This window comes from Pseudophaeobacter sp. A-200-2 (genome assembly GCF_041008815.1).
In the GTDB taxonomy this organism is placed as follows: domain Bacteria; phylum Pseudomonadota; class Alphaproteobacteria; order Rhodobacterales; family Rhodobacteraceae; genus Phycobacter; species Phycobacter gallaeciensis_A.
Genome location: NZ_JAXGFU010000005.1, coordinates 234,058 through 259,234 on the forward strand (window position 1 = coordinate 234,058; position 25,177 = coordinate 259,234).

Sequence of the window (25,177 nt, forward strand, 5' to 3'; positions counted from 1 at the left end):
ACGGCGCTAAACCGGGGGCAGCGAACGGAAAAGGATCAGGCGATGGCGCTGCTACTCGGTGTGGATACGGGCGGGACCTATACGGATGCGGTGCTGATCCGCGACGAGGAAGAGGTGATCGCATCGGCAAAATCTCTGACCACCCGCCACGATCTGGCCATTGGCGTCGGTGGTGCGGTACGGGCGGTGCTGGCGCAATCCGGCGTTGCGGCGCAGGATGTCTCGATGGCAGCACTGTCGACGACGCTCGCCACCAATGCGCTGGTCGAAGGGCAAGGCGGGCGGGTGGCACTGATCTATATCGGCTTTGCCCCCGAAGATCTGGAACGTCACGGGTTGCGCGATGCGCTGAAAGGCGATCCGGCGCTGGTGCTGGCGGGCGGTCATACTCATGCGGGCAGCGAGGCTGCGCCGTTGGATACAGACGCGCTAATGGCCTTTTTAGAGACTGAATCGTCGGGGGTGAGCGGCTATGCCGTTGCTGGTGTCTTTGCCACCCGTAACCCCGCGCATGAGCTGGAGGCCGCCCGGATCATCACCGAAGCAACCGGCGCGCCAGTCACCTGTTCGCACCAGCTATCGGCAAAACTCAACGGGCCGAAACGGGCGCTGACAGCGGTGCTGAACGCGCGGCTGATCGGGATGATCGACCGGCTGATCGGGCGGGCACAGCACACATTGGCGGACCTCGGGATCACGGCGCCGATGTTGGTCGTGCGCGGCGATGGCGCCCTGATGTCGGCAGAACAGGCGCGGGAACGCCCCATCGAAACCATCCTCAGCGGCCCGGCAGCCTCGATCGTTGGCGCCCGCTGGATGACCGGGGTCGACACCGCGCTGGTCAGCGATATCGGCGGCACCACCACCGACGTGGCGCTGATCCGGGGCGGAAAACCGGCCATAGATCCGGCCGGGGCGCGGGTCGGAGATTACCGAACCATGGTAGAGGCCGTCGCCATGCGCACCACCGGTCTGGGCGGCGACAGCCAGGTCCATATCCAAAGCGAAGGGTTGAACGGCGGGGTGACCCTGGGTCCGCGCCGGGTGGTCCCGGTCTCTCTGATCGCCCATCAGGCGCCGGAGGTGGTGCATGCGGCGCTGGACCGGCAGGTCAACGCAACGGTTGTCGGGGAACACGACGGCAGATTTGTCCGGGCGATCCCGGGTCAGCCGACAAGCGGCCTCGGTGAGCGGGAGGCGGCCCTGCTGGAGCGGATCGGCACCGACGTGCATCCCCTTGGCGCCGTGCTGCGCACCCGGATGGAGCAAGGCGCCCTGAACCGGTTGGTGGATCGCGGGTTGGTGCAGTTGGCCGACGCCACCCCGTCGGATGCCTCCCATGTACTGGGCCGCCTGAACGATTGGGACAGCGCAGCCGCGGAAAAGGCGCTGACCATCTTTGCCCGCCGCCGCATCGGCAGCGGCGACCCACTGGCCCCCGATGCCGAAACCCTGGCCCGTATGATCATCGACCAGCTGACAGAACAGACATCATTGGCTTTGTTAGAGACTGTTTTTGCCGAAGAAGGCGACACATTCGGACTGCCCGCGGATCAGCTGGCCCGCCATGTCCTACTGCGCAGGGGATTGGAAAATCACCGGGGCATGCTGTCGCTCAGCGCGGCACTGAACGTGGATGTGGTGGGGCTTGGGGCCTCGGCCCCCAGTTACTACCCGGCGGTGGGGGAGCGCCTGCATTGCCGGATGATCCTGCCCGAACATGCGGGCGTCGCCAATGCCATCGGCGCCGTCGTCGGTCGTGTCACCCTGCGTCGCAGCGGCACCGTGACTTCCCCTGCCGAGGGGAAATTCCGCGTGCATCTGGAGGATGGGCCGCAGGATTTCAGCGCCTCTGAGGACGCGCTGGCCTTGCTTGAAACCCATCTGAGCCAAGAGGCAGAGAAAGAGGCCCGCGCGGCAGGGGCCGAGGATATCCATGTGCATGTGGAACGGGACATCCGCACCGCCCAGGTCGAGGCGCGCGTGGTCTTCGTCGAAGCCTTCATCACCGCCGAGGCCAGCGGCCGTCCGCGTGTGGCACTGGGCTGATACCCAGAAATAAAGAACCCGCCCCTGCGGCAGCAAGGACGGGTTTAGCACCTTATATTCCGATGATATCAGGCTCTATTCCGCAGCATCGGCCCGTTTCGGCAGCACCCAGTCGGGGCGCGGGAAATGGCAGGTATAGCCATTCGGCAGACGCTCTAGATAGTCCTGGTGCTCAGGCTCTGCCTCCCAGAAATCACCGACGGGTTCCAGTTCGGTCACCACCTTGCCAGGCCAGATGCCCGAGGCATTCACATCGGCAATGGTATCTTCGGCCACGGCCTTTTGCGCCTCGTCCACATAGTAGATGGCTGAGCGGTAGCTCATCCCGATGTCATTGCCTTGCCGGTTGACCGTGGTCGGGTCGTGGATCTGAAAGAAGAATTCCAGCAGCTCCCGGTAAGAGGTCTTTTCCGGATCAAACAGGATCTCGATCCCTTCGGCGTGGGTTCCGTGATCGCGGTAGGTGGCGTTGGGGACATCGCCGCCGGTATAGCCGACGCGGGTCTTGATCACCCCGGGGCGTTTGCGGATCAGGTCCTGCATGCCCCAGAAACAACCGCCGGCCAGGACGGCACGTTCAGGATTGCTCATCTGTTATCCTCCACTTGGTCGATATAGTCGCCATAGCCTTCGGCCTCCATCTCGTCGAGAGGAACGAAGCGCAGTGACGCCGAGTTGATGCAATAGCGCAGGCCACCCCGGTCCAGCGGGCCATCCGGGAACACGTGGCCCAGATGGCTGTCGCCATGAGCCGAGCGGACCTCGGTACGGATCATGCCCAGCGAGCGGTCTTCCAGCTCGGCCACATGCGCCGGTTCGATGGGCTTGGTGAAACTGGGCCAGCCGCAGCCGGATTCATATTTGTCGGACGAGGCAAACAGCGGCTCCCCCGAGACGATATCCACATAGATGCCTGGCGCCTTGTTGTGCAGCAGCTTGCCCGTGCCGGGGCGCTCGGTGCCGGATTTCTGCGTGACATAGTATTCTTCGTCTGACAGGGCGGCAATGGCATCTGGATCTTTGGTGTATCGCGTCATGTCGGGTCTCCGGCAAATCGTGGTGAGTCAGTACATGGGCCGCTGCGACGAAAATGCAAAGCGATTATTGCCCATCTCGCGGTCTTGTGCGGCAGCGGGGCATCCCGGAATGATCCAAACCGGTGCCCGATCCGTAGCCCTGATAACAACGGTGGAGAGTAAAATGGTTCGAATGTGGGTATTGGCGGCGCTGTTAATGGTGGGGCAGATGGTGCAGGCGGCACCAGTCGGGGGCGTCTTTGCCTCCATCGATGGCGGTAAAATCGAGATATCATCCTTCCGGGGGCAGCCGGTTCTGGTGGTGAACACCGCCTCGCGCTGCGGCTTCACCAAGCAATACGACGGGCTGCAAACGCTCTATGACCGATACAAGGACCGCGGCCTAGTGGTGCTGGCCGTGCCGTCGAATGATTTCAAACAGGAATTGTCCAGCGCCGAAGAGGTCAAGGAATTCTGCGCCCTGAACTATGATCTGACCCTGCCGATGACCGATATCACCCCGGTGCGGGGCGATGGGGCGCATCCGTTCTTCCGGGCGGTGCGGGCGGAAACCGGATTTGAGCCGGGCTGGAACTTCAACAAGATCCTGATCGCCGCCGATGGCACGGTTGCGGGCACCTGGGGTTCCATCACGCGGCCTCTGTCGGGGCAGATCACCGGCGCCGTCGAAGCCAACCTGCGGCGATAACAGAAATCTATTCTGCGGGTTTCGCTGCGACTTTGGCCGCTCTGCCCGGCTGACGGGACAATTGCACCGCCAGAATACCGCCGGTGACAATCAGCACCCCGACAATATCCAGCGGCCCCAGTTTTTCACCCAAAAGAAGGCTGGCGATCGCCACCCCGAAGACCGGGTTCAGAAAGTGGAAGGTGGCCGCCCGCACCGCGCCAATGCGGTTCAGCAGCAGCACCCAGATAAAGGTCGCGGCAAGCCCCGGCACCAGCGTTGTATAGGCAAAGGCCAGTGCCAGCGGCAGGGTCGGATTTACAAAGATATCCTCGAACAGCGGCGCCGCGATGAACAGGCAGGCCGATCCGATCAGCATCTGCAACCCGACTACCATCATGAAATTGCCGCCCGATGTGGCCCCGCGCAGGGCCAGGGTTGCCAGGGTCAGGGCCAGAACGCCGACACCGCAAAGCGCCATGCCGAACAGATCGACCCCGGCGCTGATCCGGGTGCCCATGATCAGGGCAACGCCGACAACACCGGCCAGAAGGCCGACAATGCCCAGGGGTTTCAGACGTTCCCGGAACACCAACCAGGAGGCCAGTGCTACCAGCAGCGGCATGGTCGAGGCGATGATCGCCGCCAGCGACGCTTCGATCGTCTGCATGGCGACAAAGTTCAGCCCCAGATACAGCGCATTCTGACAAATCCCGAAAATGATGGTCGCGCGCCACTGACCACGGGTCAGCCGCCACGTCTGTCCCATAGCCAGCGCGATAGAAATTCCGATCAGGCCCGAGATGAGGAACCGCACCGCCAGAGAAAACAGGGGTGAAGCATCCACGACGATGATCCGCGCCGAGGTGAAAGCCGAGGACCACATCAGGGCAAAGGTCAGCCCCATGGCGATTGCACGAATATCCAAAGCTGATCCTCCCCTGAATTGCCCGGACAGTCCCGCAAATGGCGCCGGGGCGCAAGGCCCGCTCACATCAGAGTGAGACATCCCGGTTCCTTGCGCCCAAAAAGAAAGGGCCGCCCGAGGGCGACCCAAATTCCTGTCAGATCCAAAGGATCCGGTCCGAGACTTATGCGTCTTCGTTGACGCTGTCTTTCAGAGCCTTGGCGATGGTCATTTTGACAACCTTGTCGGCTTCTTTCATGAACTTTTCGCCAGTGGCAGGGTTGCGCACTTCGCGCTCGGGGCGCTCGCGGCAATAGATCTTTCCGACACCGGGCAGGGTCACGGCGCCGCCGTTGGAAACTTCACGCGTGATCAGCGCGCAGACGGCGTCCAGAGCGGCACCAGCTGCTTTCTTATCGCTGCCCATTTCCTCAGCCAGCGCTGCGACAAGCTGGGTTTTGGTCATCGGTTTGGACATTCTTAGCTCTCCTTAAAACTGCCCGAACTGTGGGGCCTCATTGCGTGACATTATCGTTATGTTGTGCGGTAACACAACGCGTAGCGATAGCAAAGATCGTGAAAACAAGCGAATTTCCGCAGAAATTTGGGGAAAACTAGCCTCAGAGGAAGGCCGTTTCATCAAAAGAGCGCAGTTTTCGGCTGTGAAGCCGCTCCAATGGCATGCCGCGCAGCTGCTCCATTGCCCGAATTCCGATCTGCAAATGGCGCGCAACCTGGGTCTGATAGAAGTCCGACGCCATGCCGGGCAGCTTCAGCTCGCCATGCAGCGGCTTATCCGAGACACAGAGCAATGTGCCATAGGGAACCCGGAAGCGATAGCCATTTGCGGCGATTGTCGCGCTTTCCATATCCAGCGCGATGGCGCGCGACTGGCTGAGCCGCTGCACCGGGCCGGACTGGTCGCGCAGTTCCCAGTTGCGATTGTCGATGGTGGCGACGGTGCCGGTGCGCATGATCCGCTTCAGATCGTAGCCTTCGAACTCGGTCACCTCGGCCACGGCCTGTTCCAGTGCGATCTGGATTTCCGCCAGCGCCGGGATCGGGGTCCAGACAGGCAGGTCATCATCCAGCACGTGATCCTCACGCAGATACGCATGGGCCAGAACGAAATCGCCCAGCGCCTGCGTGTTCCTGAGCCCCGCACAATGGCCCACCATTAGCCAGGCATGCGGCCTCAGCACCGCGATATGATCGGTGGCGGTTTTGGCATTGGACGGGCCAACGCCGATATTAACCAGCGTGATGCCGCTGCCATCCGCCCGTTTCAGATGGTAGGTCGGCATCTGCGGCAGTTTGGCGATGGCTGGAATGTCGGCATCTGCATCGGTGATCTCATGATCGCCGGTACTGACAAAACTGCTGTAGCCCGAGGCCGGATCGCCCAGCTGCGCGCGCGCATAGGCTTCGAACTCGGCGACGTAGAACTGGTAGTTGGTGAACAACACGTGGTTCTGGAAATGGGACGGATCGGTTGCCGTGTAATGGGCCAGCCGCGCCAGCGAATAATCGACACGCTGCGCAGTGAACAGCGACAGGGGGCCGCTGCCATTGGCGGGCTGATGAGTGCCGTTGACGATGTCATCATTCGTCGTGGACAGATCCGGCACGTCAAACACATCGCGCAGGGTAAACCCGGCGGCGCCGTCCTGTGGCACCGTCAGATCCTGACGCGAGGCCACGGCGAAATGCACCGGGATCGGCGTTTCCGAAGCACCGATGACCACTGGCTGTCCGTGGTTCTTGATCAACAGGCCGATCTGCTGGATCAGGTAATTGCGGAACAGGTCCGGGCGCGTCACCGTGGTGGCATAGGTTCCCGGCATCGACACATGGCCAAAGCTGAGCCGCGAATCCACCTGCGCAAAGGAAGAGGTGGTAAAACGGATTTCAGGATAGAAGGCGCGGATACGCTGATCCTGCGGCGCATTTCCAGACATCACCGCCATGAAAGCGTTGCAGAGGAACTCCGTGGACTGCCGGTAAAGCAGCTCCAGCCGCTCCACAGCCTCGGCGGCGTCGGTGAATGTCTCGGGGGCTGGGTGTTTAGGCAAGCGGATGGTGGTCATGAAATCGGCTCTAACACGGGGATTTTCTTGAATGTGCGCACATCCACCAGCCCCAGATCTGAAATCCGCAGCTCTGGAATTACCACCAGCGCCAATAGCGAATGCTGCATATAGGCGTTGTTCAGCTTGCAGCCACAGGCCTCCATCGCCTCGACCATCTTTTGCGCCTTGGCGGCAACCTCGGTCGCGGGGCTGCTGGACATCAGGCCCGCGATGGGCAATTCGACCAGCGCCAGCTCCTCTCCGTCGCGGAACAGGGTGATACCGCCGCCAACCTCGGCCAAGCGATTTGCGGCCAGCGACATCTGCTCCCGGTCGGTGCCCACCACGATCATGTGGTGGCTGTCATGCGCCACGGTCGAAGCCATCGCCATGGCCCCCTGATAACCAAAGCCCGAGACGAAGGCATTGGTGACGCCGCCGGTGGCCTGATGGCGTTCGACCAACGCGATCTGGCAGACCTCGCCGGTGCCTTCGACCAACCCGTCAACCACTGGCAATTCCGCCTTCAGCGCCTTGGTCGGGGCCTGGTTCTCTACCACGCCGATCACATTGGCGGTAACCGAGTTCGCCCCCTCCGGCGCCTTCAGTTCAAAATCACCCGCCGACAGCGCGTGGCCCAGATGCACGGTACCCGTGGCGCTCTCTGGCCAGTCATAGTGCGGGCATTCAACAGTAATAGAGCCGTTTTCTGCCACGATCTGCCCGCGCGCGATCACCAGTTCGATGGGCAATTCGCGCAGGTCCGAGGTCAGGATCACATCCGCGCGCCGCCCAGGGGTGATTGAGCCAAGCTCGCGCTCCAGCCCAAAGTGCGTCGCCGTGTTGATGGTTGCCATCTGCACAGCAATCACCGGATCGCAGCCGCAGGCGATGGCGTGGCGCACCACCCGGTTCATATGGCCATCGTGCACCAGCGTGCCGGAATGGCAGTCATCGGTGCAAAGGATGAAGTTGCGCGGGTCGAGGCCCTTTTCCGTCACAGCGGTGATCTGGCTTTCGACGTCATACCAGGCCGAGCCCAGCCGCATCATTGACCGCATACCCTGACGGACCCGGGCGATAGCGTCCGCTTCGCAGGTGCCTTCATGATCATCCGCCGGGCCACCGGCCACATAGGCCGCGAAATCCGGTCCCAGGTCGGGAGAGGCATAATGCCCGCCTACTGTTTTACCTGCCCGTTGGGTGGCGGCGATTTCCGCCAGCATCTTGGGATCGGCGTTGGCGACGCCGGGGAAGTTCATCATCTCACCCAGACCGATGATGCCGGGCCATGTCATCGCCTCGGCCACGTCTTCGGCGGTGATCTCATATCCAGTGGTTTCCAGCCCCGGCGCCGAAGGCGCGCAGCTGGGCATCTGGGTGAAGATATTGACCGGCTGCATCAGCGCCTCGTCATACATCATACGCACGCCATCAAGGCCCAGAACATTGGCGATCTCATGCGGGTCGGTGAACATCGAGGTGGTGCCATGCGGGATCACCGCGCGGGCAAATTCCGCCGGGGTCAACATGCCGGATTCGATATGCATATGGGCATCGCACAGGCCGGGAATCATATAGCGGCCGTTGGCCTCGATCACCTCTGTCTCCGGTCCGGTGCAGTAAGAGGCGTCCGGCCCCACATAGGCGATGCGCCCTGCGACGATGGCGATGTCGTGCCCGTCCAGCACTTCACGGGTGTGGACATTCACCCATCTGCCCTGACGGATCACCGTATCTGCGGGCGCGCGGCCTGCGGCGACTTCGATCAGTTTCGGGGCGGAATCGGGCCAGCTGGGAAATGCGGTCTGTGTCATGCGCCAATTGTTCTGATTGCGCTCACAAGTGCAAGGGCCGAAGGCATCCTGTCATCAAAGGATCACCTTCTGCACAAAGCGAAAAATCCCCCTTGCCACTTCCCTGTCGGCGGAGGAGGCTGGGGCAGGATGATCAATGAGCCCTGAAACAGGCTCTAACTTGGATATATGAAGAGGTTCCCATGACCGTCACGGATCTGCGCCCCGATGTCGACCGGCAGAATATAGAACACTGGCAGGAGCGGGTGGACCTTGCAGCGACCTTCCGCTGGACCGAGCGGCTCAATATGCACGAAGGGGTGGCGAACCATTTCAGCCTCGCGGTGAACCCCGAAGGCACGCGGTTCCTGATGAATGCCAACCAGATGCATTTCACCCGCATCACCGCCTCGAACCTGTTGCTGCTGGATGCGGATGATCCGGCCACGATGAACCGGCCCGATGCCCCCGATCCCACCGCCTGGGGGCTGCATGGCTCGATCCACCGCCTGTGCCCGCACGCGCGCTGCGTGATGCATGTGCATTCGATCTTTGCCACGGTTCTGGCCTCTCTCGCCGACAGCAACCTGCCTGCCATCGACCAGAATACCGCGACCTTCTACGACCGTTACGTGATCGACGATGGCTATGGCGGTCTTGCCTTCGAGGATGAAGGCGCCCGCTGCGCCGCCATGCTCACCGATCCCAAGAAGAAGGTGATGATCATGGGCAACCATGGGGTTCTGGTGATCGGCGACACGCCCGGCGATACCTTCAACCGGCTCTACTATTTCGAACGCGCGGCCGAGACCTATATCCGCGCCCTGCAGACCGGCCAGCCGCTGCGCTATCTGTCGGACGAAGTCGCCGAAAAGACCGCTGCCGAGCTGGACGCCTATCCCGGTCAGGCCGAAGCGCACATGCGCGAGATCAAGGCGGTACTGGACAGCGAGGGGTCAACTTACGCAAGCTGAGGCGGGGCCTGTCCCCGCATGAGTTGTTGATGAGGGCTGCCCGATGCATGCGATTGCCGATACCACCCGTCTGACGGCAGAGGGCGTGATCACCGCCGATCAGGCCCGCATCATCGAAAGCCGCGCCCGCGAAGCGATGATCACCCTCGGGGTCAACGTGATCCTGTGCCTTGGGATCCTCGCGGCGACGGGCGGCTTCATCTTCTGGCTGGCCGACCCGCTGCCGGTGGCGATTGCGGGCCTGTTGATGACCCTCACCGGGCTGGCGATCCTGGCCCGGGGGGGCGAGATGTTCCACATGTTCGGCAATGCTGCCACGCTGATCGGCGCAGGCATGCTGATCGGTGGCGCCACGCTGGAACTGATGGACAATTACGAAGAGATCGCGGGCTGGGTCCTGTGGCCTGTGGGTGGTTTGCTGCTGGCAGTTCTTTCCCTGCGGTACTGGCGCGGCGGGCTATCGTCGCATTTCGTGCTAGGGGCACTGATCCTGATGGCGCTGGCCGTCCATATCATCGGGATCGAAGCGCTGAGCAGGCAGCACGATATCGGTTCTCCGCTGCGTAACTTTGAAATGCTGTATTATGCGGCGCTGCTGGCGGGGATCGGCGCGCTGATCGACGTGCGGCTGGTCACCGCCTTTGCTCTGGCGCCTTTTGCTCAGGCGCTGGAAACGGGCAGCGCCTATTTCCACGCCGCCTACGTGTTCTATTCCCCGGAACCTACCCTATCGATTCTGCAGATGTCTGCGCTGATCGCCCTGTGCCTGTGGCTCGCCCGCAGCCAGCCGGAACGCATTGCGCGGCATCTGCGCATTCTTGTCATGCTGGCCTTTGTGGTGGCCAACCTCTGTGCGCTGGTCGGTTCGCTCTGGGGGGATTTCGTGGGCGAAACCATCTGGGGGCCGGGACGCTATTACGGCAGCGTCCATCAGGACTGGGACAGCTTCAATGCGGCGCGCACCGCGTTCCGGGACACTGCGCTGGAGCTGTCGGCCAATCTCTATTCCATCCTCTGGGCACTGGCGCTGGCGGGCATGGTGGTCTGGGCGGCGATGCGCAATGAACGCGGTCTGTTCAATGCGTCGCTGACCTTTGGCGGCATCCACGCCTATACCCAGCTGTTCGAGAGCTTTGCCGATGAACCGCTGGCCTATGTGATCGGCGGGCTGGCGGCGGTTCCGCTGGCCTGGGGGATCTGGCGGCTAAACCTGTGGATCACTGCCCGGCAGGCTGCCCCCTAACCCCTACCCCCGGCGCATCTGGCGCGGGGTACTGCCGAACTCCTGCCGGAAGGCACGTGTCATGGCGCTGGGATCCTCATAGCCGCAGCGCAGGGAAATCTCGGCCACGCTGAGCGTGGTTTCCAGCACCAGTTTGCGCGCCTGTATCAGCCGCAGCCTGCGATAGACCGCTTGCGGCGGCGCGCCCAGTTCCGCCTTCATCCGCGCCTCCAGATCCTTTTGACTGCGGCCCACCCGGCGGGCGACCTCTCCGATGGGCAACGGCATCTCCAGATTCGCCTGCATCAAGTCGATGGCCCGCACCAACGACCGGCTGCGGGCCAGTGGGATGACCTGACCGCCAGTGGCCTCCGGGCTCATGAACAGCGCCGCAAGCTCCAGCCGCAGCGCTTGGCCGTGGCGTTCCGCGATCAGATCCAGCATCAGCTCGAAGGCAGCCAGCGCGCCGGAACAGGTGACCCGATCCCCGTCCCGCACATAACGCAGCCGCTGCGCATCGACCGAGGGGAAGGCCTCGGTGAAACCCTGCAACTCTTCCCAGTGGATGGTGGCCCGGTGCCCGTCCAGAAGACCCGCAGAGGCCAGCAGCCAGGCCCCGGCATCAAACCCCGCCATCACCGCGTAGCGCCGCGCCGCCGCCCGCAGCCCGCGCAGCGCCTTATCGGTGGCCAATGGCCTGTAGTGATAGCTGGGCATGGCGATCAGCATGTCGCCGCCGTATTCAGCGAGCCGCCCGTGCGCGTTGACCTCCATCCCCGCCGAAGACACCGCCGTGCCGCCCTCCAGCGTCAAAAAGCGCCAATCGTAGATCTGCCGCCCGGCCAGCGTATTGGCCGCGCGCATGGGCTCGACTGTATTGGCCAAACAGTGACCCGAGAAATCATCAAACAGCAGCACATCCACCTGCTGCGGTGCGGCGCGATCTTTCACCCAACTTTGCATGATTTTCTCCATTTGCGCATGAAACCTACCTATACTCCGCGTAGTCTCCCGGACAAGCGAACAAGAAGGATTCCGCAGATGCAGTTTGGGATGACCGAAGAACAGTCGATGATCGTCGACACCACCCGCGCCTTTGTCGAAAAAGAGCTGTACCCGCATGAGCTTGAGGTGGAGCGCAGCGGTCATCTGCCGATGGAGCTGATCAAGGAGCTGCAGGCCAAGGCGATGGAAGCGGGTCTTTATGCCGCCAACATGCCCGAAGAGGTGGGTGGCGCCGGGCTCGATACGCTCAGCTGGCTGATGTACGAAAAGGAACTGGGTCGCGCCAACTACGCGCTGCACTGGACCTGCGTTGCGCGCCCGTCGAACATCCTGCTGGCCGGCACGGATGAGCAGAAGGAAAAGTACCTCTACCCCTGCATGAAGGGTGAAAAATGGGATTGCCTGGCAATGACAGAGCCGGGCGCCGGGTCCGATCTGCGCGGCATGACCGCCACGGCGCGGGCAGATGGCGATGATTACATCCTTAACGGCACCAAGCATTTCATCAGCCACGCCGATATTGCCGATTTCGCCATCGTCTTCATGGCCACGGGCGAAGAGGATACCCCGCGCGGGCCGAAGAAGAAGATCACCGCCTTTTTCGTCGACAAGGGCACGCCGGGCTTCAGCGTGCGCGACGGCTACCGCAATGTCAGCCACCGCGGCTATACCAACGCGGTGCTGGAATTCGACGATTGCCGCCTGCCGAAATCCGCCATCCTGGGCGAGGTGGACAAGGGTTTCGAGGTCGCCAACACTTGGCTGGGTGCAACGCGACTTCAGGTTGCTGCCACCTGCCTGGGCCGCGCTGAACGCGCCTTGCAGCACGCGGTGGAATACTCCGCGGAGCGCAAGCAATTCGGCCAGCAGATCGGGAAATTCCAGGGCGTGTCCTTCAAACTGGCGGATATGGCGACCGAGCTGAAGGCAGCAAACCTTCTGACCTGGGAAGCAGGCTGGAAATTCGATCAGGGCAGCGTCACCGAAAGCGACATGTCCATGGCGAAACTGAAAGCGACTGAAATGCTGGCCATGGTCGCGGATGAGGCGATCCAGATTCACGGCGGCATGGGCCTGATGGACGAGCTGCCGCTTGAGCGTATCTGGCGCGATGCCCGGGTTGAACGGATCTGGGAAGGCACCAGCGAAATCCAGCGCCACATCATCAGCCGGGAGTTGCTGCGTCCTCTGGGCGGGTAACCCCCGGTCGTGAAGACCATATTTCCCTGCTACCGGCCGTTTTTCACTCATTGGATGAGCACCGGATTTGGGTCAGATTTCGCGACCTGTTTACGGTACGCCTCTGTCGCAGACCTGATACCGTCGGGTTCCTGTGCAACCAAAGTGCAGCGATCTCCCGGGAAAAAAGGCAGTTCAAAAACGACAACCCCCCGGACCCAAAAGGAACCGGGGGGCGTTCTGAAATCGCGGTCTAAAGCATCCCTACTCAATCCGCACAACCATAAAGGGATCATTTCGTTAATGAAACGTTATCAGCGCGGCTATAAATCCGCCCTTGGCCCAAATTTTTTCAGTTTGCATGGAGTTTCAGCATGACTCCGCGCCTGTCACGACTGTTGCGGCCCGAAACAATCGCCGTCATTGGCGGCGGCGACTGGTGTCGGCTGGTGGTTGAGCAATGCCGGTCGATGGGATTCGCTGGCCGGATCTGGCCGGTTCACCCCAAGGCCGAAGAGATCGCAGGTCTGCCCGCCTATGCCTCCGTTGCGGATTTGCCCGCTGCACCGGACGCCAGTTTCATCGGTGTGAACCGCTTTTCCACTGTGGATATCGTCGCCGACCTTGCCGCCCGGAATGCCGGCGGCGCGGTCTGTTTCGCCTCCGGGTTCCTCGAGGCTCAGGCCGAGGATGCCGAAGGCGCCGACCTGCAGGCCCGGCTGCTGGAGGCCGCGGCCGAGATGCCGATCCTTGGCCCGAACTGCTATGGGTTCATCAACTATCTGGATGGCGCGCTTTTGTGGCCGGACCAGCATGGCGGGCAACCGGTTGATAGCGGCGTGGCCATCGTTACCCAAAGTTCGAACATCGCCATCAACCTCACCATGCAGCAGCGCGGTCTGCCCCTTGCATATGTGGTGACAGCGGGCAATCAGGCGCAATCCGGCATCGCCGACATTGGCGCCGCCCTGCTGGAAGACGACCGGGTGACGGCCCTTGGTCTGCATATCGAAGGCTTTGGCGATCTGCGGGCCTTCGAGGCCCTCGCCCAACGTGCCCGGGAGCTGGGCAAACCCATTGTTGCCCTCAAGGTTGGAAAATCAGCCGAGGCCCAGGCAGCGACCGTCTCCCATACCGCATCGGTCGCCGGGGGGGATGCAGGGGCTGCGGCGCTGCTCGCCCGCCTTGGCATTGCGCGACTCGATGATCTCTCTTCTTTCCTTGAGACGCTGAAACTGCTGCACGTCACCGGGCCTCTCGCCTCAAACCGGATCGCCTCGATCAGCTGTTCTGGCGGCGAGGCCAGTCTGGCGGCGGATACGGCCGATGACCTTGATGTGGTCTTTCCGCCGCTGAACGAGCGCCAGACGACCAACCTGCGCGCGGCGCTGGGACCGATGGTGGCACTGGCCAACCCGCTGGATTACCACACCTATATCTGGCGCGACGTCGATGCGATGACCCGCGCCTTTTCCGCGATGATGGACCCATCGCTGGCGATAACCCTACTGATCGTCGATTTCCCGCGTCCCGATCGCTGCTCGGCCGCGGACTGGGACTGCGCGATTGAGGCCGCGATTGGCGCCCGCCAGCAGACCGGCGCCAATGTGGGGATGGTAGCCTCCCTGCCCGAACTGCTGCCCGAAGAAGTCGCGGCGCAGCTGATGGCGGCAGGCGTGGTGCCCTTCTGCGGATTGCGCGAAGCGATCATCGCCTGCGAAGCTGCCGCAGGATCCCGCCTGCCCGCTGCCGAGCCGCTGTTGCTGCCCACGCCGACGGTGGATCCCGATCTGATCCCCGAGGCCGAAGCCAAGCGGCGCCTTGCGGATTACGGACTGCGTATCCCGAAATCCCATCGCGCAAAAACACCGGGCGCGGCGCGCGCCAGCGCAGCCGACATTGGTTACCCGGTAGCGCTCAAAGGTGAAGGCGTTGCCCACAAGACCGAGGCGGGCGCCGTGGTTCTGAACCTGATGTCCGGCGGCGCCGTAAGCGCGGCCGCAGAGCAGATGCCTGCCTCCTCCTTCCTGGTCGAAGAAATGATCACGGATGCGGTGGCCGAACTGCTGATCGGCGTGGTGAAGGATCCAGCACATGGCTTTGTCCTGACCCTGGCCGCCGGTGGCACCCTGACCGAATTGATGCAGGACAGCGTCTCACTTCTGCTGCCCGCCAGCGACACTGCCATCGAGGCTGCGCTCAGCTCCCTGCGGATCGCCCGGGTGCTCGACGGCTACCGAGGCAGACCCGCCGCCGACCGCTCGGCCATCCTGCGCGCCGTTCGCGCGGTCGGCTCTTATGTGCTGGACCACGCCGAAGGACTGGAAGAGATTGAGATCAACCCGCTGATTTGTACCGCCGATGATGCCATCGCGGCGGATGCGCTGATGCGCAGAAAGGACTGGATGAGATGACCGACACAGATACCGCACAGAGCCCCGTCAAAACCCGCCGCGAAGGCGCCATCCTTGAGGTGACACTGGACCGACCAAAGGCCAACGCCATCGACCTGAAGACCAGCGTTGTCATGGGCGAGGTGTTCCGCGAATTCCGCGATGATCCCGAATTGCGCGTCGCCATCGTGACAGGTGGCGGTGACAAGTTCTTCTGCCCCGGCTGGGACCTGAAGGCTGCCGCGGATGGTGATGCCGTCGATGGCAATTACGGCGTTGGCGGCTTCGGCGGCCTGCAGGAAATGCGCGAGATGAACAAGCCGGTGATCGCAGCCGTGAACGGCATTGCCTGCGGCGGCGGGCTGGAACTGGCGCTGTCGGCAGACATGATCCTTGCTGCCGATCACGCCACCTTTGCCCTGCCGGAAATCCGCTCGGGAACAGTGGCCGATGCGGCCTCGATCAAACTGCCCAAACGCATCCCCTATCACATCGCCATGGAGCTTTTGCTCACCGGGCGCTGGTTCGACGCGGAAGAGGCGAACCGTTGGGGTCTGGTGAATGAAATCGTCGCCGCCGATCAGTTGATGGACCGCGCCTGGGAGCTGGCCCGGCTGCTCGCCTCGGGACCGCCGCTGGTCTATGCGGCGATCAAGGAAATCGTGCGCGATGCCGAAGATTCCAAGTTCCAGGACGCGATGAACCGGATCACCCAGCGGCAATTGCGCTCGGTCGATGTGCTCTATGACAGCGAAGACCAGATGGAAGGCGCCCGCGCCTTTGCCGAAAAACGCGATCCGGTCTGGAAAGGCCGCTAAAGCTTTTCAGGCCTAGCCTGAAACGATCGATCGCCTGAGACACGTCGCTAAGCGTCTGCCCGAGCGGGCGGACGCGTGCCTGCCGCTGGCGCGACAGGCGTGAAAAGCTTTAAGTGTCTTTGATGCGCTCCACCGCCCAGCGCGCGGCATCGGCAACCACGGGATCCGGATCCTCGGTCAGCCGCGCCGCCACCGGGCCAAGGGCGGGGTCGCCCGAATTGCCGATGGCATATAGAACATTGCGCACAAACCGATCCCGCCCGATCCGCTTGATCGGCGAGCCCGAGAACATCGCCCGGAACGCCGTATCGTCCAGCGCCGCCAGATCAGCCAGACGCGGCGCACTGAGCCCTTCGCGGGCGGCATAACGCATGTCGCTGGCTGCAACCGCGAATTTATTCCACGGACAGGCGGCGAGACAATCGTCACAGCCATAGATCCGGTTGCCCATCTTGCCGCGCAGCTCTTCGTCGATCGGGCCTTTGTACTCGATCGTCAGATAGGAAATGCAGCGCCGCGCATCCAATTGGTAGGGTGCGGGAAAGGCATCTGTCGGACAGGCCGCAAGACAGGATCGGCAAGACCCGCAATGATCCCGCTCTGGCGCATCGACCGGCAGCTCCAGCGTGGTGAAAACAGAGCCTATGAAGGCCCAGTTGCCCCAGTCCCGGCTGACCAGATTGGTATGTTTACCTTGCCAGCCCAGCCCGGCCGCCTGCCCCAGCGGCTTTTCCGGCACCGGCGCAGTATCGACAAAAACCTTCACCTCGGCAGGATTGCCCGCCTTCTCCGCCTCGGCAATCAGCCAGCGGGCCAGACGTTTCAGGCGTTTCTTGACCAGATCATGGTAATCCTTGCCGCGCGCATAGACCGAGACCGCGCCCCGGTCAGGCTGGCCCACAACCGCCATTGGGTCTTCGTCGGGGGTATAGCTTTCGGCGAGCATGATCACCGATTTCGCCTCGGGCCACAGCTGCGCCGGGTCACCGCGCCAATGGCTACGCTCCGCCATCCAGCCCATCTGCCCGTGATACCCCGCCTCCAGAAAGGCCTGCAGCCGCGCTGGCACCTCGGGCACATCCCCCGGGCGGCAGATCCGGCAGGCGACGAACCCTTCGTCCAGCGCCTGGCGGATCAGCTTTTCCTTCAGGGCAGCGCTCATGCCAACACCGGCAGGCGCAGATCAAAAATCGAGGTCGGCATAATGCGGCGGCGGCCGGAAGCCGGGGATCTGATCAGCCAGGATCGACCGGAATGCCGGGCGCGACTTGATCTTGGCATACCAATCCTTCACGGCGGCAGAGCGGTTCCAATCCACATCGGAGATATAATCGAGCGATGACAGATGCGCGGCGGCGGCAAAATCCGCCAGCGTCATACTGTCCCCCGCCAGCCAGCGCCGGTGATCCAGCAGCCAGGCCATGTAATCCAGATGATATTTTATCGCCCGGGCGCCGGCCTTGACGTTGCGACTGTCCGGATAGCCTTCGCCGGTGACCTTCTTGTTGACCCGCTCATACAGCAGTTTCGAGGTCACCTCGTGGTGGAACTTGTCATCGAACCAGCTGACCAGACGGCGCACCTCATAGCGGCCATCGGGATCGGATGGCATCAGCGACGGCTCGGGGCGGCTTTCTTCCAGATACTCGCAGATCGCCGCGCTTTCCGACATCATCTTGCCATCAAGACGCACCACCGGAACCTTGGCCGCCGGGTTGCGCCGCAGGAAATCGGGATCTTTCTCCCAATAGCGTTCTTCGACCAGTTCGACCTCGATCTTCTTTTCCGCCAGCGACAAGCGGACCTTGCGACAAAACGGTGAGAGCGGGACATGATACAGGCGTGCCATTGGCGGGTGGAGTCTCCTGAAGCGTGCGGGATAGAACCAGCAATGCCCGCTTGTGGCAAAAGTTTCAATCCTCGAAACAGGCTGATCTTCCATCTGCGCGGATGGTGGCCGCCCCATCCCGGATCTGCGCCGCCCGCTGACGGACGAATTTCGACGGCCGCGACGCCGATCTGCCCTTGGGATCCGGCAGCACCGCCGCGATCAGGGCCGCCTGACGCGCGGACAAAGCATCAGGGCCGACGCCGAAATACTGCCGCGCCGCCGCCTCGACGCCAAAGACGCCTTCGTCCATCTCCGCGACGTTCAGATAGACCTCCAGAATGCGCCGCTTGCTCCAGATCGCCTCGACCAGCGGGGTCATCAGTGTTTCCAGCGCCTTGCGGAGCCAGCTGCGCCCCTGCCAGAGGAACACGTTCTTCACCACCTGCTGGGAAATCGTCGACCCGCCACGCTGACCGCCCTCAGCCAGTGCCGCACGGATCGCAGTGACATCAATACCCCAATGCTGGCAATACCGCGCATCTTCCGCCGCTACGACGGAGCGCGCCATGACCGGTGCGATATGGTCAAACGGGACCCATTCCCGATCCACCTCACCCAGCCTGCGCTGTTCGCTCCAGATCGTATGAGTAATCGGCGGGTTCACCACCGAATAGAGCGCCACCAACGCCACAGCCAGCAGGGCAGCCGCAAAAAAGGCTCTAAGAACCCATTTGCGCACCCACCTCAAGGGCCAGGTCATCCGGCGCAGCAAAGACGCACTGCGCGGGCCCGGCTTTTTCTTCGCTGCCTTCGCCATACCCCCTCTATACGGCAGAGCCACCCGTGGCTGCCACCGTGAAATCCGCCTGCTGCTCCGGAGCCCTCATCGCATGCCCAAAACGGGCACGGGACAAAGGGACGGCTCAGGCAGAATTGCGGAGGCTCCGCGCCGCAGGCGGGGAAACCGTCATTCTGCTTGAACCGTCCCTGTCCCGGGACAGGCAGGGCATCAGGCGATGCGGGCACCGGGGCTTGCTGCTCGGGTGACTCGGAGAGACTCCCCAAAAAGAAAAAGCCCCGCAGGCGGGTCGCCTGCGGGACAATTTGATAGCACTGTTTTCGTCCGGCTTATTCGGCGGGAACGGCAGCCTGCTCTTCCGAGATCGGATGCGCCAGCTTGTTCAGCATTTCCTTGGGGCAAACCTGCAGGAAATTACCCTTCTCGATGTCCCAGTGTTGCAGGATCTCCGCGGCCTTGCGGCTTCCGGTTTCCTCAAGATGACGCTCGATCAGGCCTTTCAGCTGCGCTTCCCAATGCGCCACGGTGACCGGGCAGGTAACCAGAGATTCCATGTTCATCATGGTCTCGGCCTTACCCTCGGGGTCATAGAGATATGCCATACCCCCGGTCATGCCCGCACCAAAGTTGGCGCCGATGGTGCCTAGGATGACCGCAACACCGCCGGTCATATACTCACAACCGTTGGAGCCGCAGCCCTCGATCACCACCTTCGCGCCCGAGTTGCGGACCCCGAAACGCTCGCCCGCGCGGCCCGCTGCGAACAGGTAACCGTCCGTAGCGCCATAAAGCACGGTGTTGCCAACGATGGTGTTGTCGCTTGCCACCAGCGGCGAGGCCATCGGAGGACGCACAACGATCATGCCACCCGACAGGCCCTTGCCGACATAGTCGTTGGCATCACCGGACACTTCCAGTTTCAGACCCGGCGCCGCAAAGGCCCCCAGGGACTGACCGGCCGAGCCTTGCAGCTTCACCGTCAGGTGGTTGGGCTGGAAGGAATTGCGCATGCCGAAGTTGCGCACGATGTGGCTCGACGTGCGGGTACCCACGGTGCGGTGGGTGTTCTGCACCGCATAGGACAGCTGCATCTTTTCGCCATCCTGCAGGAACCGCGCCGCATCGCGCACGATTTCCGCGTCCAGCGTATCCGGCACCGCGTTGCGGTCCTTGTCGCGGTTGTAGACGATGCTGGCAGAGCCATCGACGGTGATCAGCAGCGGGTTGAGGTCGAGATCATCGAGATGCGCCGACCCGCGGGAGACCTGCGCCAGCAGATCCGCACGGCCAACCACTTCATCCAGGCTGCGCGCACCGATGGAAGCGAGGATTTCCCGCACTTCCTGCGCGTAGAAGGTGATCAGGTTCACCACCTTGTCGGCGTTGCCGGTGAACTTGTCACGCAGGCTTTCGTCCTGGGTGCAGACGCCCACCGGGCAGGTGTTCGACTGGCACTGACGCACCATGATGCAGCCCATGGCGATCAGCGCGGCGGTGCCGATGCCGTATTCCTCGGCGCCCATCATCGCGGCCATGACGATGTCACGCCCGGTGCGCAGACCACCATCGGTGCGCAGAGTCACGCGGCCCCGCAGGTTGTTCATCGCCAGCACCTGATGCGCTTCGGTCAGACCCATTTCCCAGGGCAGACCCGCGAATTTGATCGAGGTCGCAGGCGAAGCACCGGTGCCGCCATTGGCGCCCGAGATCAGGATGATGTCGGCCTTCGCCTTGGCAACGCCAGCAGCAATGGTGCCAACACCAGAGGAAGCCACGAGTTTCACCGTCACCTTGCAGCGCGGGTTGATCTGTTTCAGGTCATAGATCAGCTGCGCCAGATCCTCGATCGAGTAGATATCGTGGTGCGGCGGCGGCGAAATCAGCGTCACGCCCTTGGTCGAATGGCGCAGGCGGGCAATCAGGTCGGTAACCTTCATCCCCGGCAGCTGACCACCTTCACCCGGCTTGGCGCCCTGAGCGACCTTGATCTCCAGCTCTTCACACTGGTTCAGGTATTCGGCGGTGACACCGAAACGGCCCGAAGCCACCTGTTTGATCTTGGCCGACGGGTTGTCGCCATTGGGCTCAGGCACGAAGTGTGCCGGATCCTCGCCACCCTCACCGGAGTCCGATTTGGCGCCGATGCGGTTCATTGCGACGTTCAGCGTCTTATGCGCCTCGGGCGACAGCGCCCCCAGCGACATGCCCGGCGTCACAAAGCGTTTACGGATCGCGGTAATGCTTTCCACTTCCTCCAGCGGCACCGGCTTGCCCAGCGGCTTGATGTCCAGAAGGTCGCGCAGATGGATCGGCGGATTGCTTTGCATCTTGGCCGAATACTGCTTCCACATCTCGTAGGACGCCTTGTTGCAGGCCATCTGCAGCATGTGCATCGAGCTGGCTTCCCAAGCATGAGTCTCGCCCGATTTACGCGCCTTGTAGAAGCCACCGATTGGCAGGACGTTCTGCTGCTCTGCCCATGCGGTGCCGTGGATTTCCTCAGCCTTGACCTGGATACCCGACACACCGATGCCGGAAATCCGGCTGGTCATGCCCGGGAAGTATTCGGCGCACATGGCACGGGACAGGCCGACGGCCTCGAAGTTGAGCCCCCCGCGGTAAGAGGAGATCACCGAGATGCCCATCTTGGCCATGATCTTCAAAAGGCCCTGATCGATGGCTTCGCGGTAGCGGCTGACGTTCTCGGTCAGGCTACCGTCCAGCAGGCCGCGCTCGATACGGTCTGCCAGCGAATCCTCGGCCAGATATGCGTTCACCACGGTGGCGCCACAACCGATCAGCACCGCAAAGTAATGCGGGTCGATACACTCGGCCGAACGCACGTTCAGCGAACAGAAGGTCCGCAGACCCTTGCGGGTCAGATGCGAATGCACGGCGGAGGTCGCCAGGATCATCGGCATTGCAACCTTATCCGCATTCGAATGCTGGTCGGTCAGAACGATATGGCCAGAGCCGGAGCGCACTGCCTCTTCAGCCTCGGCGCGAATGCGCTGGAGCGCCGCATTCAGCGAGCCTTTGCCTGCCACGAAGGTACAGTCGATCTCGACCAGCGGCGCGTTGAGGCTCTCCATCAGCTTGTCCCACTGGGCGTTGCCGACAAAGGGGCTTTCCAGAACGAAGATCTCGGTCTGGCTGCTGTCCTCATCCAGAACGTTCTTGAGGTTCCCGAACCGCGTTTTCAGCGACATAACCCGGTATTCACGCAGGGAGTCGATCGGCGGGTTGGTCACCTGGCTGAAGTTCTGACGGAAGAAATGCGACAGCGGGCGGTATTTCTTGGACAGAACTGCCGACGGGGTGTCATCGCCCATCGAGGCGAGGGTTTCCTTGCCGTCCTCAGCCATCGGCGCAAGGATCTGCTCCAGTTCTTCGATGGTGTAACCGGCAGCAATCTGGCGGCGGCGCAGTTCTTCACCCTGGAACAGCGGCTTTTCCGTCACCGTGGCAAGCGACTCGTCCAGATCGTTGATCTTTTCAACCCACTCGCCGAACGGCAGTGCGGCGGCCAGCTTGTCCTTGATCTCGGTGTCGTGGAACAGCTTGCCCTTTTTCATGTCCACGGCCAGCATCTGACCGGGGCCAAGCGCGCCCTTTTCCACCACGTTGGCTTCATCGATCGGAACCATGCCCGCTTCGGACCCCGCGATCACCAGACCATCGCCAGTGACGACATAGCGCATCGGGCGCAGGCCGTTACGGTCCAGACCGGCGCAGACCCAGCGACCATCTGTCATCGCCAGCGCGGCTGGGCCATCCCAGGGCTCCATCACGGAGTTGCAGTAGGAATACATGTCGCGCCAGGCTTCGGGCAGTTCGACCGCCTGTTTCGACCAGCTTTCGGGTACCAGCATGGTTTTCGCCATGGGGGCGGAGCGGCCCGCGCGCACCAGAACCTCAAACACCGAATCCAGCGCCGCCGAGTCGGAAGAGCCGCCCGCGATGATCGGTTTGATGTCCTCGGCGTAGTCGCCAAAGGTGGAGGAGGCCATGCGGATCTCGTGGCTCTTCATCCAGTTGACGTTGCCCTTCAGGGTGTTGATCTCACCATTGTGGGCCAGCATGCGGAACGGCTGTGCCAGCCACCACTGCGGGAAGGTATTGGTGGAATAGCGCTGGTGATAGATCGCAAAGGCAGATTCAAAGCGTTCGTCCATCAGGTCGGGATAGAAAACCGCAACCTGTTCGGCGAGCATCATGCCCTTGTAGATGATCGACCGGCAGGACAGCGACGCGATATAAAGACCACCGATCCCGGCAGCAGCTGCTGCTTTCTCAATCCGGCGGCGGATCACGTAGAGTTCCCGCTCAAAGGTGTCTTCGTCCACGCCCTTGGAGTTGGAGATCAGGATCTGCTCGATCTCGGGGCGGGTGGCGTTAGCCTTTTCACCCAGGCAGGTAACATCGACAGGCACGTGGCGCCAGCCATAGATGTAATAGCCCATGCGCAGAACTTCGGTTTCCACGATGGTCCGGCAGGTTTCCTGAGCGCCGAAATCGGTACGCGGCAGGAAGACCTGACCAACCGCGATCAGCTGATCGGTGTGCGGCTCGTGGCCGGTGCGCTTGATCTGGTCATAGAAGAAAGGAACCGGGATCTGCACGTGGATGCCCGCACCATCGCCGGTCTTGCCATCGGCATCGACCGCACCGCGGTGCCAGATCGCCTTCAGCGCGTTGATACCGGCTTCGACCACCTTGCGGCTGGCACTGCCATCCTGCGAGACGACCAGACCCACACCGCAGGAAGAATGCTCTTCTTCCTCGGAATAGAGACCGTTTTCTGCCATCCACTTGCGCTTGGCTTCTTCGGCGCGGACCCATTCTGCATCATATTTCGTCATGTCATTTTCCTTTGCCTGGCGGGGGCGCCTCGCCTGTTTCAGGGGCGCGCATCCGCGTGGGACCGAAGTCTTTGTTTATTCAGCTGCGACGGCTGCCTTTGCGTTGAACCGCTCCAGGATCGCCTCGGCGCAGTCACGGCCATCCTTGATGGCCCAGACCACCAGGCTCGCCCCGCGCACGATGTCGCCCACGGCATAGACCCCGGGCAGATCGGTTGCGCCGGATTTGAACTCGGCCTTGACGGTGCCCCAGCGGGTGACCGGCAATTCGGGCTGGCCCCAGAGGGTGGGGAGATCTTCGGGTTCAAAGCCCAGCGCCTTGATCACAAGATCGGCCTCTTCGACATAGTCGGCACCTTCGATCACCTCGGGGGCCTGACGGCCGGTGGCATCGGGGGCACCCAGGCGCATCTTCTGCACCATCACGCCGGTCACCTTGCCATCCGCATCGGCAAATCCCTTGGGCGCCGACAGCCATTCGAAGACGACGCCTTCTTCCTCGGCGTTCTGCACTTCGCGCTGCGAACCGGGCATGTTGGCACGGTCGCGGCGGTAGAGACATTTCACCGATGTCGCGCCTTCGCGGATCGAGGTCCGCACGCAGTCCATCGCGGTATCACCGCCGCCGATCACGACGACCTTCTTGCCTTCGGCATTCAGCTCACCGCTGTCGAATTCGGCAACCGTGTCGCCAAAGCTACGCTTGTTGGAGACGGTCAGGAAGTCGATCGCCTTGACGATGCCCGCCGCGCCGCTGCCCGGCATGGCCAGATCGCGGGATTTATAGACGCCGGTGGCAATGATCACCGCGTCATGCTTGGCCCGGAGATCAGCAAAGGAGATGTCCTCGCCCACGTTGCAGTTCATCACGAATGTAACACCGCTGTCTTCGAGCAGTTTGTTGCGGCGCATCACCACGTCTTTTTCCAGCTTGAAGCCGGGAATGCCGTAGGTCAGCAGCCCGCCGGCCCGGTCATAGCGGTCATAGATGGTGACCTGCACGCCCGCGCGGCGCAGCATGTCCGCCGCCGCCAGACCACCGGGGCCGGCACCGATGATGCCAACGCTTTCGCTACGCTCATGCAGCGGTGCAAAGGGTTTGACCCAGCCGTTTTCCCAGGCGGTGTCGGTGATGTATTTCTCCACCGCGCCGATGGTGACCGTGCCATGGCCGGATTGCTCGATGACACAGTTGCCTTCGCACAGGCGGTCCTGCGGGCAGATGCGGCCGCAGATTTCCGGGAATGTATTGGTCGCCTGGCTGGTGGCATAGGCTTCTTCCAGACGGCCGGTCGCGGTCAGACGCAGCCAGTCGGGGATGTTGTTGTGCAGCGGACAATGGGACTGGCAATAGGGCACGCCACACTGGCTGCAGCGGCTGGCCTGCTCTTCTGCCTTCGCCTGGGCGAACTCCGCATAGATTTCGTCGAAATCTTCCTTGCGCGCTTCCGCGGTCCGCTTCTCGGGCATGTCGCGTTCAATCTGCACGAATTTGAGCATTGGTTGCTTGGCCACGGGGGGACTCCATTTTTAGCTTGCTCCGGTCGTCATAGATCGAAGCGCGGCGGA

General features: G+C 62.3%; 19 protein-coding genes. 7 read left to right on the forward strand and 12 right to left on the reverse strand.

Features of this window, described 5'->3' with window-relative positions; genetic code table 11:
* The first annotated feature begins 42 nt into the window (after positions 1 to 42).
* Complete coding sequence (locus SM766_RS09915; RefSeq protein ID WP_368947709.1) at positions 43 to 2,049, forward strand: hydantoinase/oxoprolinase N-terminal domain-containing protein; 2,007 nt, start codon at positions 43 to 45, stop codon at positions 2,047 to 2,049.
* A 75-nt stretch (positions 2,050 to 2,124) separates the two neighbouring features.
* Here the strand turns inward: SM766_RS09915 and msrA are convergent, their stop codons facing one another.
* Entirely contained in the window at positions 2,125 to 2,640 is a 516-nt protein-coding gene (msrA, locus tag SM766_RS09920; protein ID WP_274835181.1) for a peptide-methionine (S)-S-oxide reductase MsrA, read from the reverse strand.
* The gene (msrB, locus tag SM766_RS09925) at positions 2,637 to 3,086 is read right to left on the reverse strand and encodes a peptide-methionine (R)-S-oxide reductase MsrB (RefSeq protein WP_065271970.1); all 450 of its coding nucleotides are present in this window, start codon (positions 3,084 to 3,086) and stop codon (positions 2,637 to 2,639) included. The genes msrA and msrB overlap by 4 nt, the downstream gene beginning before the upstream one ends.
* Before the next feature lie 163 nt (positions 3,087 to 3,249).
* Between msrB and SM766_RS09930 the strand changes: the two genes are divergently transcribed.
* A complete protein-coding gene (locus tag SM766_RS09930; RefSeq protein ID WP_490363353.1) occupies positions 3,250 to 3,774 on the forward strand; it encodes a glutathione peroxidase in 525 nt (174 codons plus the stop codon).
* A gap of 7 nt (positions 3,775 to 3,781) precedes the next feature.
* Here the strand turns inward: SM766_RS09930 and SM766_RS09935 are convergent, their stop codons facing one another.
* From SM766_RS09935 to ade, 4 genes are all read right to left on the reverse strand, one after another.
* Positions 3,782 to 4,681, reverse strand: a complete 900-nt coding sequence (locus SM766_RS09935) for a DMT family transporter (protein WP_274835180.1) — start codon at positions 4,679 to 4,681, stop codon at positions 3,782 to 3,784.
* A 163-nt stretch (positions 4,682 to 4,844) separates the two neighbouring features.
* Positions 4,845 to 5,138: an HU family DNA-binding protein gene (locus SM766_RS09940; protein WP_065271973.1), complete on the reverse strand. Its 294-nt coding sequence runs from the start codon at positions 5,136 to 5,138 to the stop codon at positions 4,845 to 4,847.
* A gap of 142 nt (positions 5,139 to 5,280) precedes the next feature.
* Complete coding sequence (locus SM766_RS09945; protein ID WP_368947673.1) at positions 5,281 to 6,747, reverse strand: AMP nucleosidase; 1,467 nt, start codon at positions 6,745 to 6,747, stop codon at positions 5,281 to 5,283.
* On the reverse strand, positions 6,744 to 8,546 hold the full coding sequence (ade, locus tag SM766_RS09950; RefSeq protein ID WP_368947674.1) for an adenine deaminase: 1,803 nt from the start codon (positions 8,544 to 8,546) through the stop codon (positions 6,744 to 6,746). The genes SM766_RS09945 and ade overlap by 4 nt, the downstream gene beginning before the upstream one ends.
* Before the next feature lie 182 nt (positions 8,547 to 8,728).
* Here ade and SM766_RS09955 point away from each other — a divergent pair, with 182 nt between their 5' ends.
* Positions 8,729 to 9,499, forward strand: a complete 771-nt coding sequence (locus tag SM766_RS09955; RefSeq protein WP_368947675.1) for a class II aldolase and adducin N-terminal domain-containing protein — start codon at positions 8,729 to 8,731, stop codon at positions 9,497 to 9,499.
* A gap of 43 nt (positions 9,500 to 9,542) precedes the next feature.
* Complete coding sequence (locus SM766_RS09960) at positions 9,543 to 10,742, forward strand: hypothetical protein (protein WP_368947676.1); 1,200 nt, start codon at positions 9,543 to 9,545, stop codon at positions 10,740 to 10,742.
* A gap of 3 nt (positions 10,743 to 10,745) precedes the next feature.
* On the opposite strand, the gene SM766_RS09965 is transcribed toward SM766_RS09960, so the two are convergent.
* Positions 10,746 to 11,684 (reverse strand): GlxA family transcriptional regulator, encoded by a 939-nt coding sequence (locus SM766_RS09965; RefSeq protein ID WP_065273644.1) that lies wholly within the window; start codon positions 11,682 to 11,684, stop codon positions 10,746 to 10,748.
* A 78-nt stretch (positions 11,685 to 11,762) separates the two neighbouring features.
* Between SM766_RS09965 and SM766_RS09970 the strand changes: the two genes are divergently transcribed.
* From SM766_RS09970 to SM766_RS09980, 3 genes are all read left to right on the forward strand, one after another.
* Complete coding sequence (locus tag SM766_RS09970; RefSeq protein ID WP_065271978.1) at positions 11,763 to 12,926, forward strand: acyl-CoA dehydrogenase family protein; 1,164 nt, start codon at positions 11,763 to 11,765, stop codon at positions 12,924 to 12,926.
* A 353-nt stretch (positions 12,927 to 13,279) separates the two neighbouring features.
* Entirely contained in the window at positions 13,280 to 15,319 is a 2,040-nt protein-coding gene (locus SM766_RS09975) for an acetate--CoA ligase family protein (protein ID WP_368947677.1), read from the forward strand.
* Entirely contained in the window at positions 15,316 to 16,116 is an 801-nt protein-coding gene (locus SM766_RS09980) for a carnitinyl-CoA dehydratase (protein WP_065271980.1), read from the forward strand. Before SM766_RS09975 ends, SM766_RS09980 begins: the two co-directional genes overlap by 4 nt.
* 109 nt (positions 16,117 to 16,225) lie before the next feature.
* On the opposite strand, the gene queG is transcribed toward SM766_RS09980, so the two are convergent.
* The 5 genes from queG to SM766_RS10005 all read right to left on the reverse strand — a co-directional run bounded on the left by queG (position 16,226) and on the right by SM766_RS10005 (position 25,123).
* Entirely contained in the window at positions 16,226 to 17,278 is a 1,053-nt protein-coding gene (gene queG, locus SM766_RS09985) for a tRNA epoxyqueuosine(34) reductase QueG (RefSeq protein ID WP_368947678.1), read from the reverse strand.
* Between the two features lie 21 nt (positions 17,279 to 17,299).
* The gene (gene fzlA, locus SM766_RS09990; protein WP_065271982.1) at positions 17,300 to 17,965 is read right to left on the reverse strand and encodes an FtsZ-binding protein FzlA; all 666 of its coding nucleotides are present in this window, start codon (positions 17,963 to 17,965) and stop codon (positions 17,300 to 17,302) included.
* Positions 17,966 to 18,029: 64 nt separating this feature from the next.
* Positions 18,030 to 18,764, reverse strand: a complete 735-nt coding sequence (gene mtgA, locus SM766_RS09995; protein WP_368947679.1) for a monofunctional biosynthetic peptidoglycan transglycosylase — start codon at positions 18,762 to 18,764, stop codon at positions 18,030 to 18,032.
* A 311-nt stretch (positions 18,765 to 19,075) separates the two neighbouring features.
* The gene (gltB, locus tag SM766_RS10000) at positions 19,076 to 23,608 is read right to left on the reverse strand and encodes a glutamate synthase large subunit (RefSeq protein WP_368947680.1); all 4,533 of its coding nucleotides are present in this window, start codon (positions 23,606 to 23,608) and stop codon (positions 19,076 to 19,078) included.
* 75 nt (positions 23,609 to 23,683) lie between these two features.
* Positions 23,684 to 25,123: an NAD(P)-dependent oxidoreductase gene (locus tag SM766_RS10005; RefSeq protein WP_065271985.1), complete on the reverse strand. Its 1,440-nt coding sequence runs from the start codon at positions 25,121 to 25,123 to the stop codon at positions 23,684 to 23,686.
* Between the last annotated feature and the right edge of the window lie 54 nt (positions 25,124 to 25,177).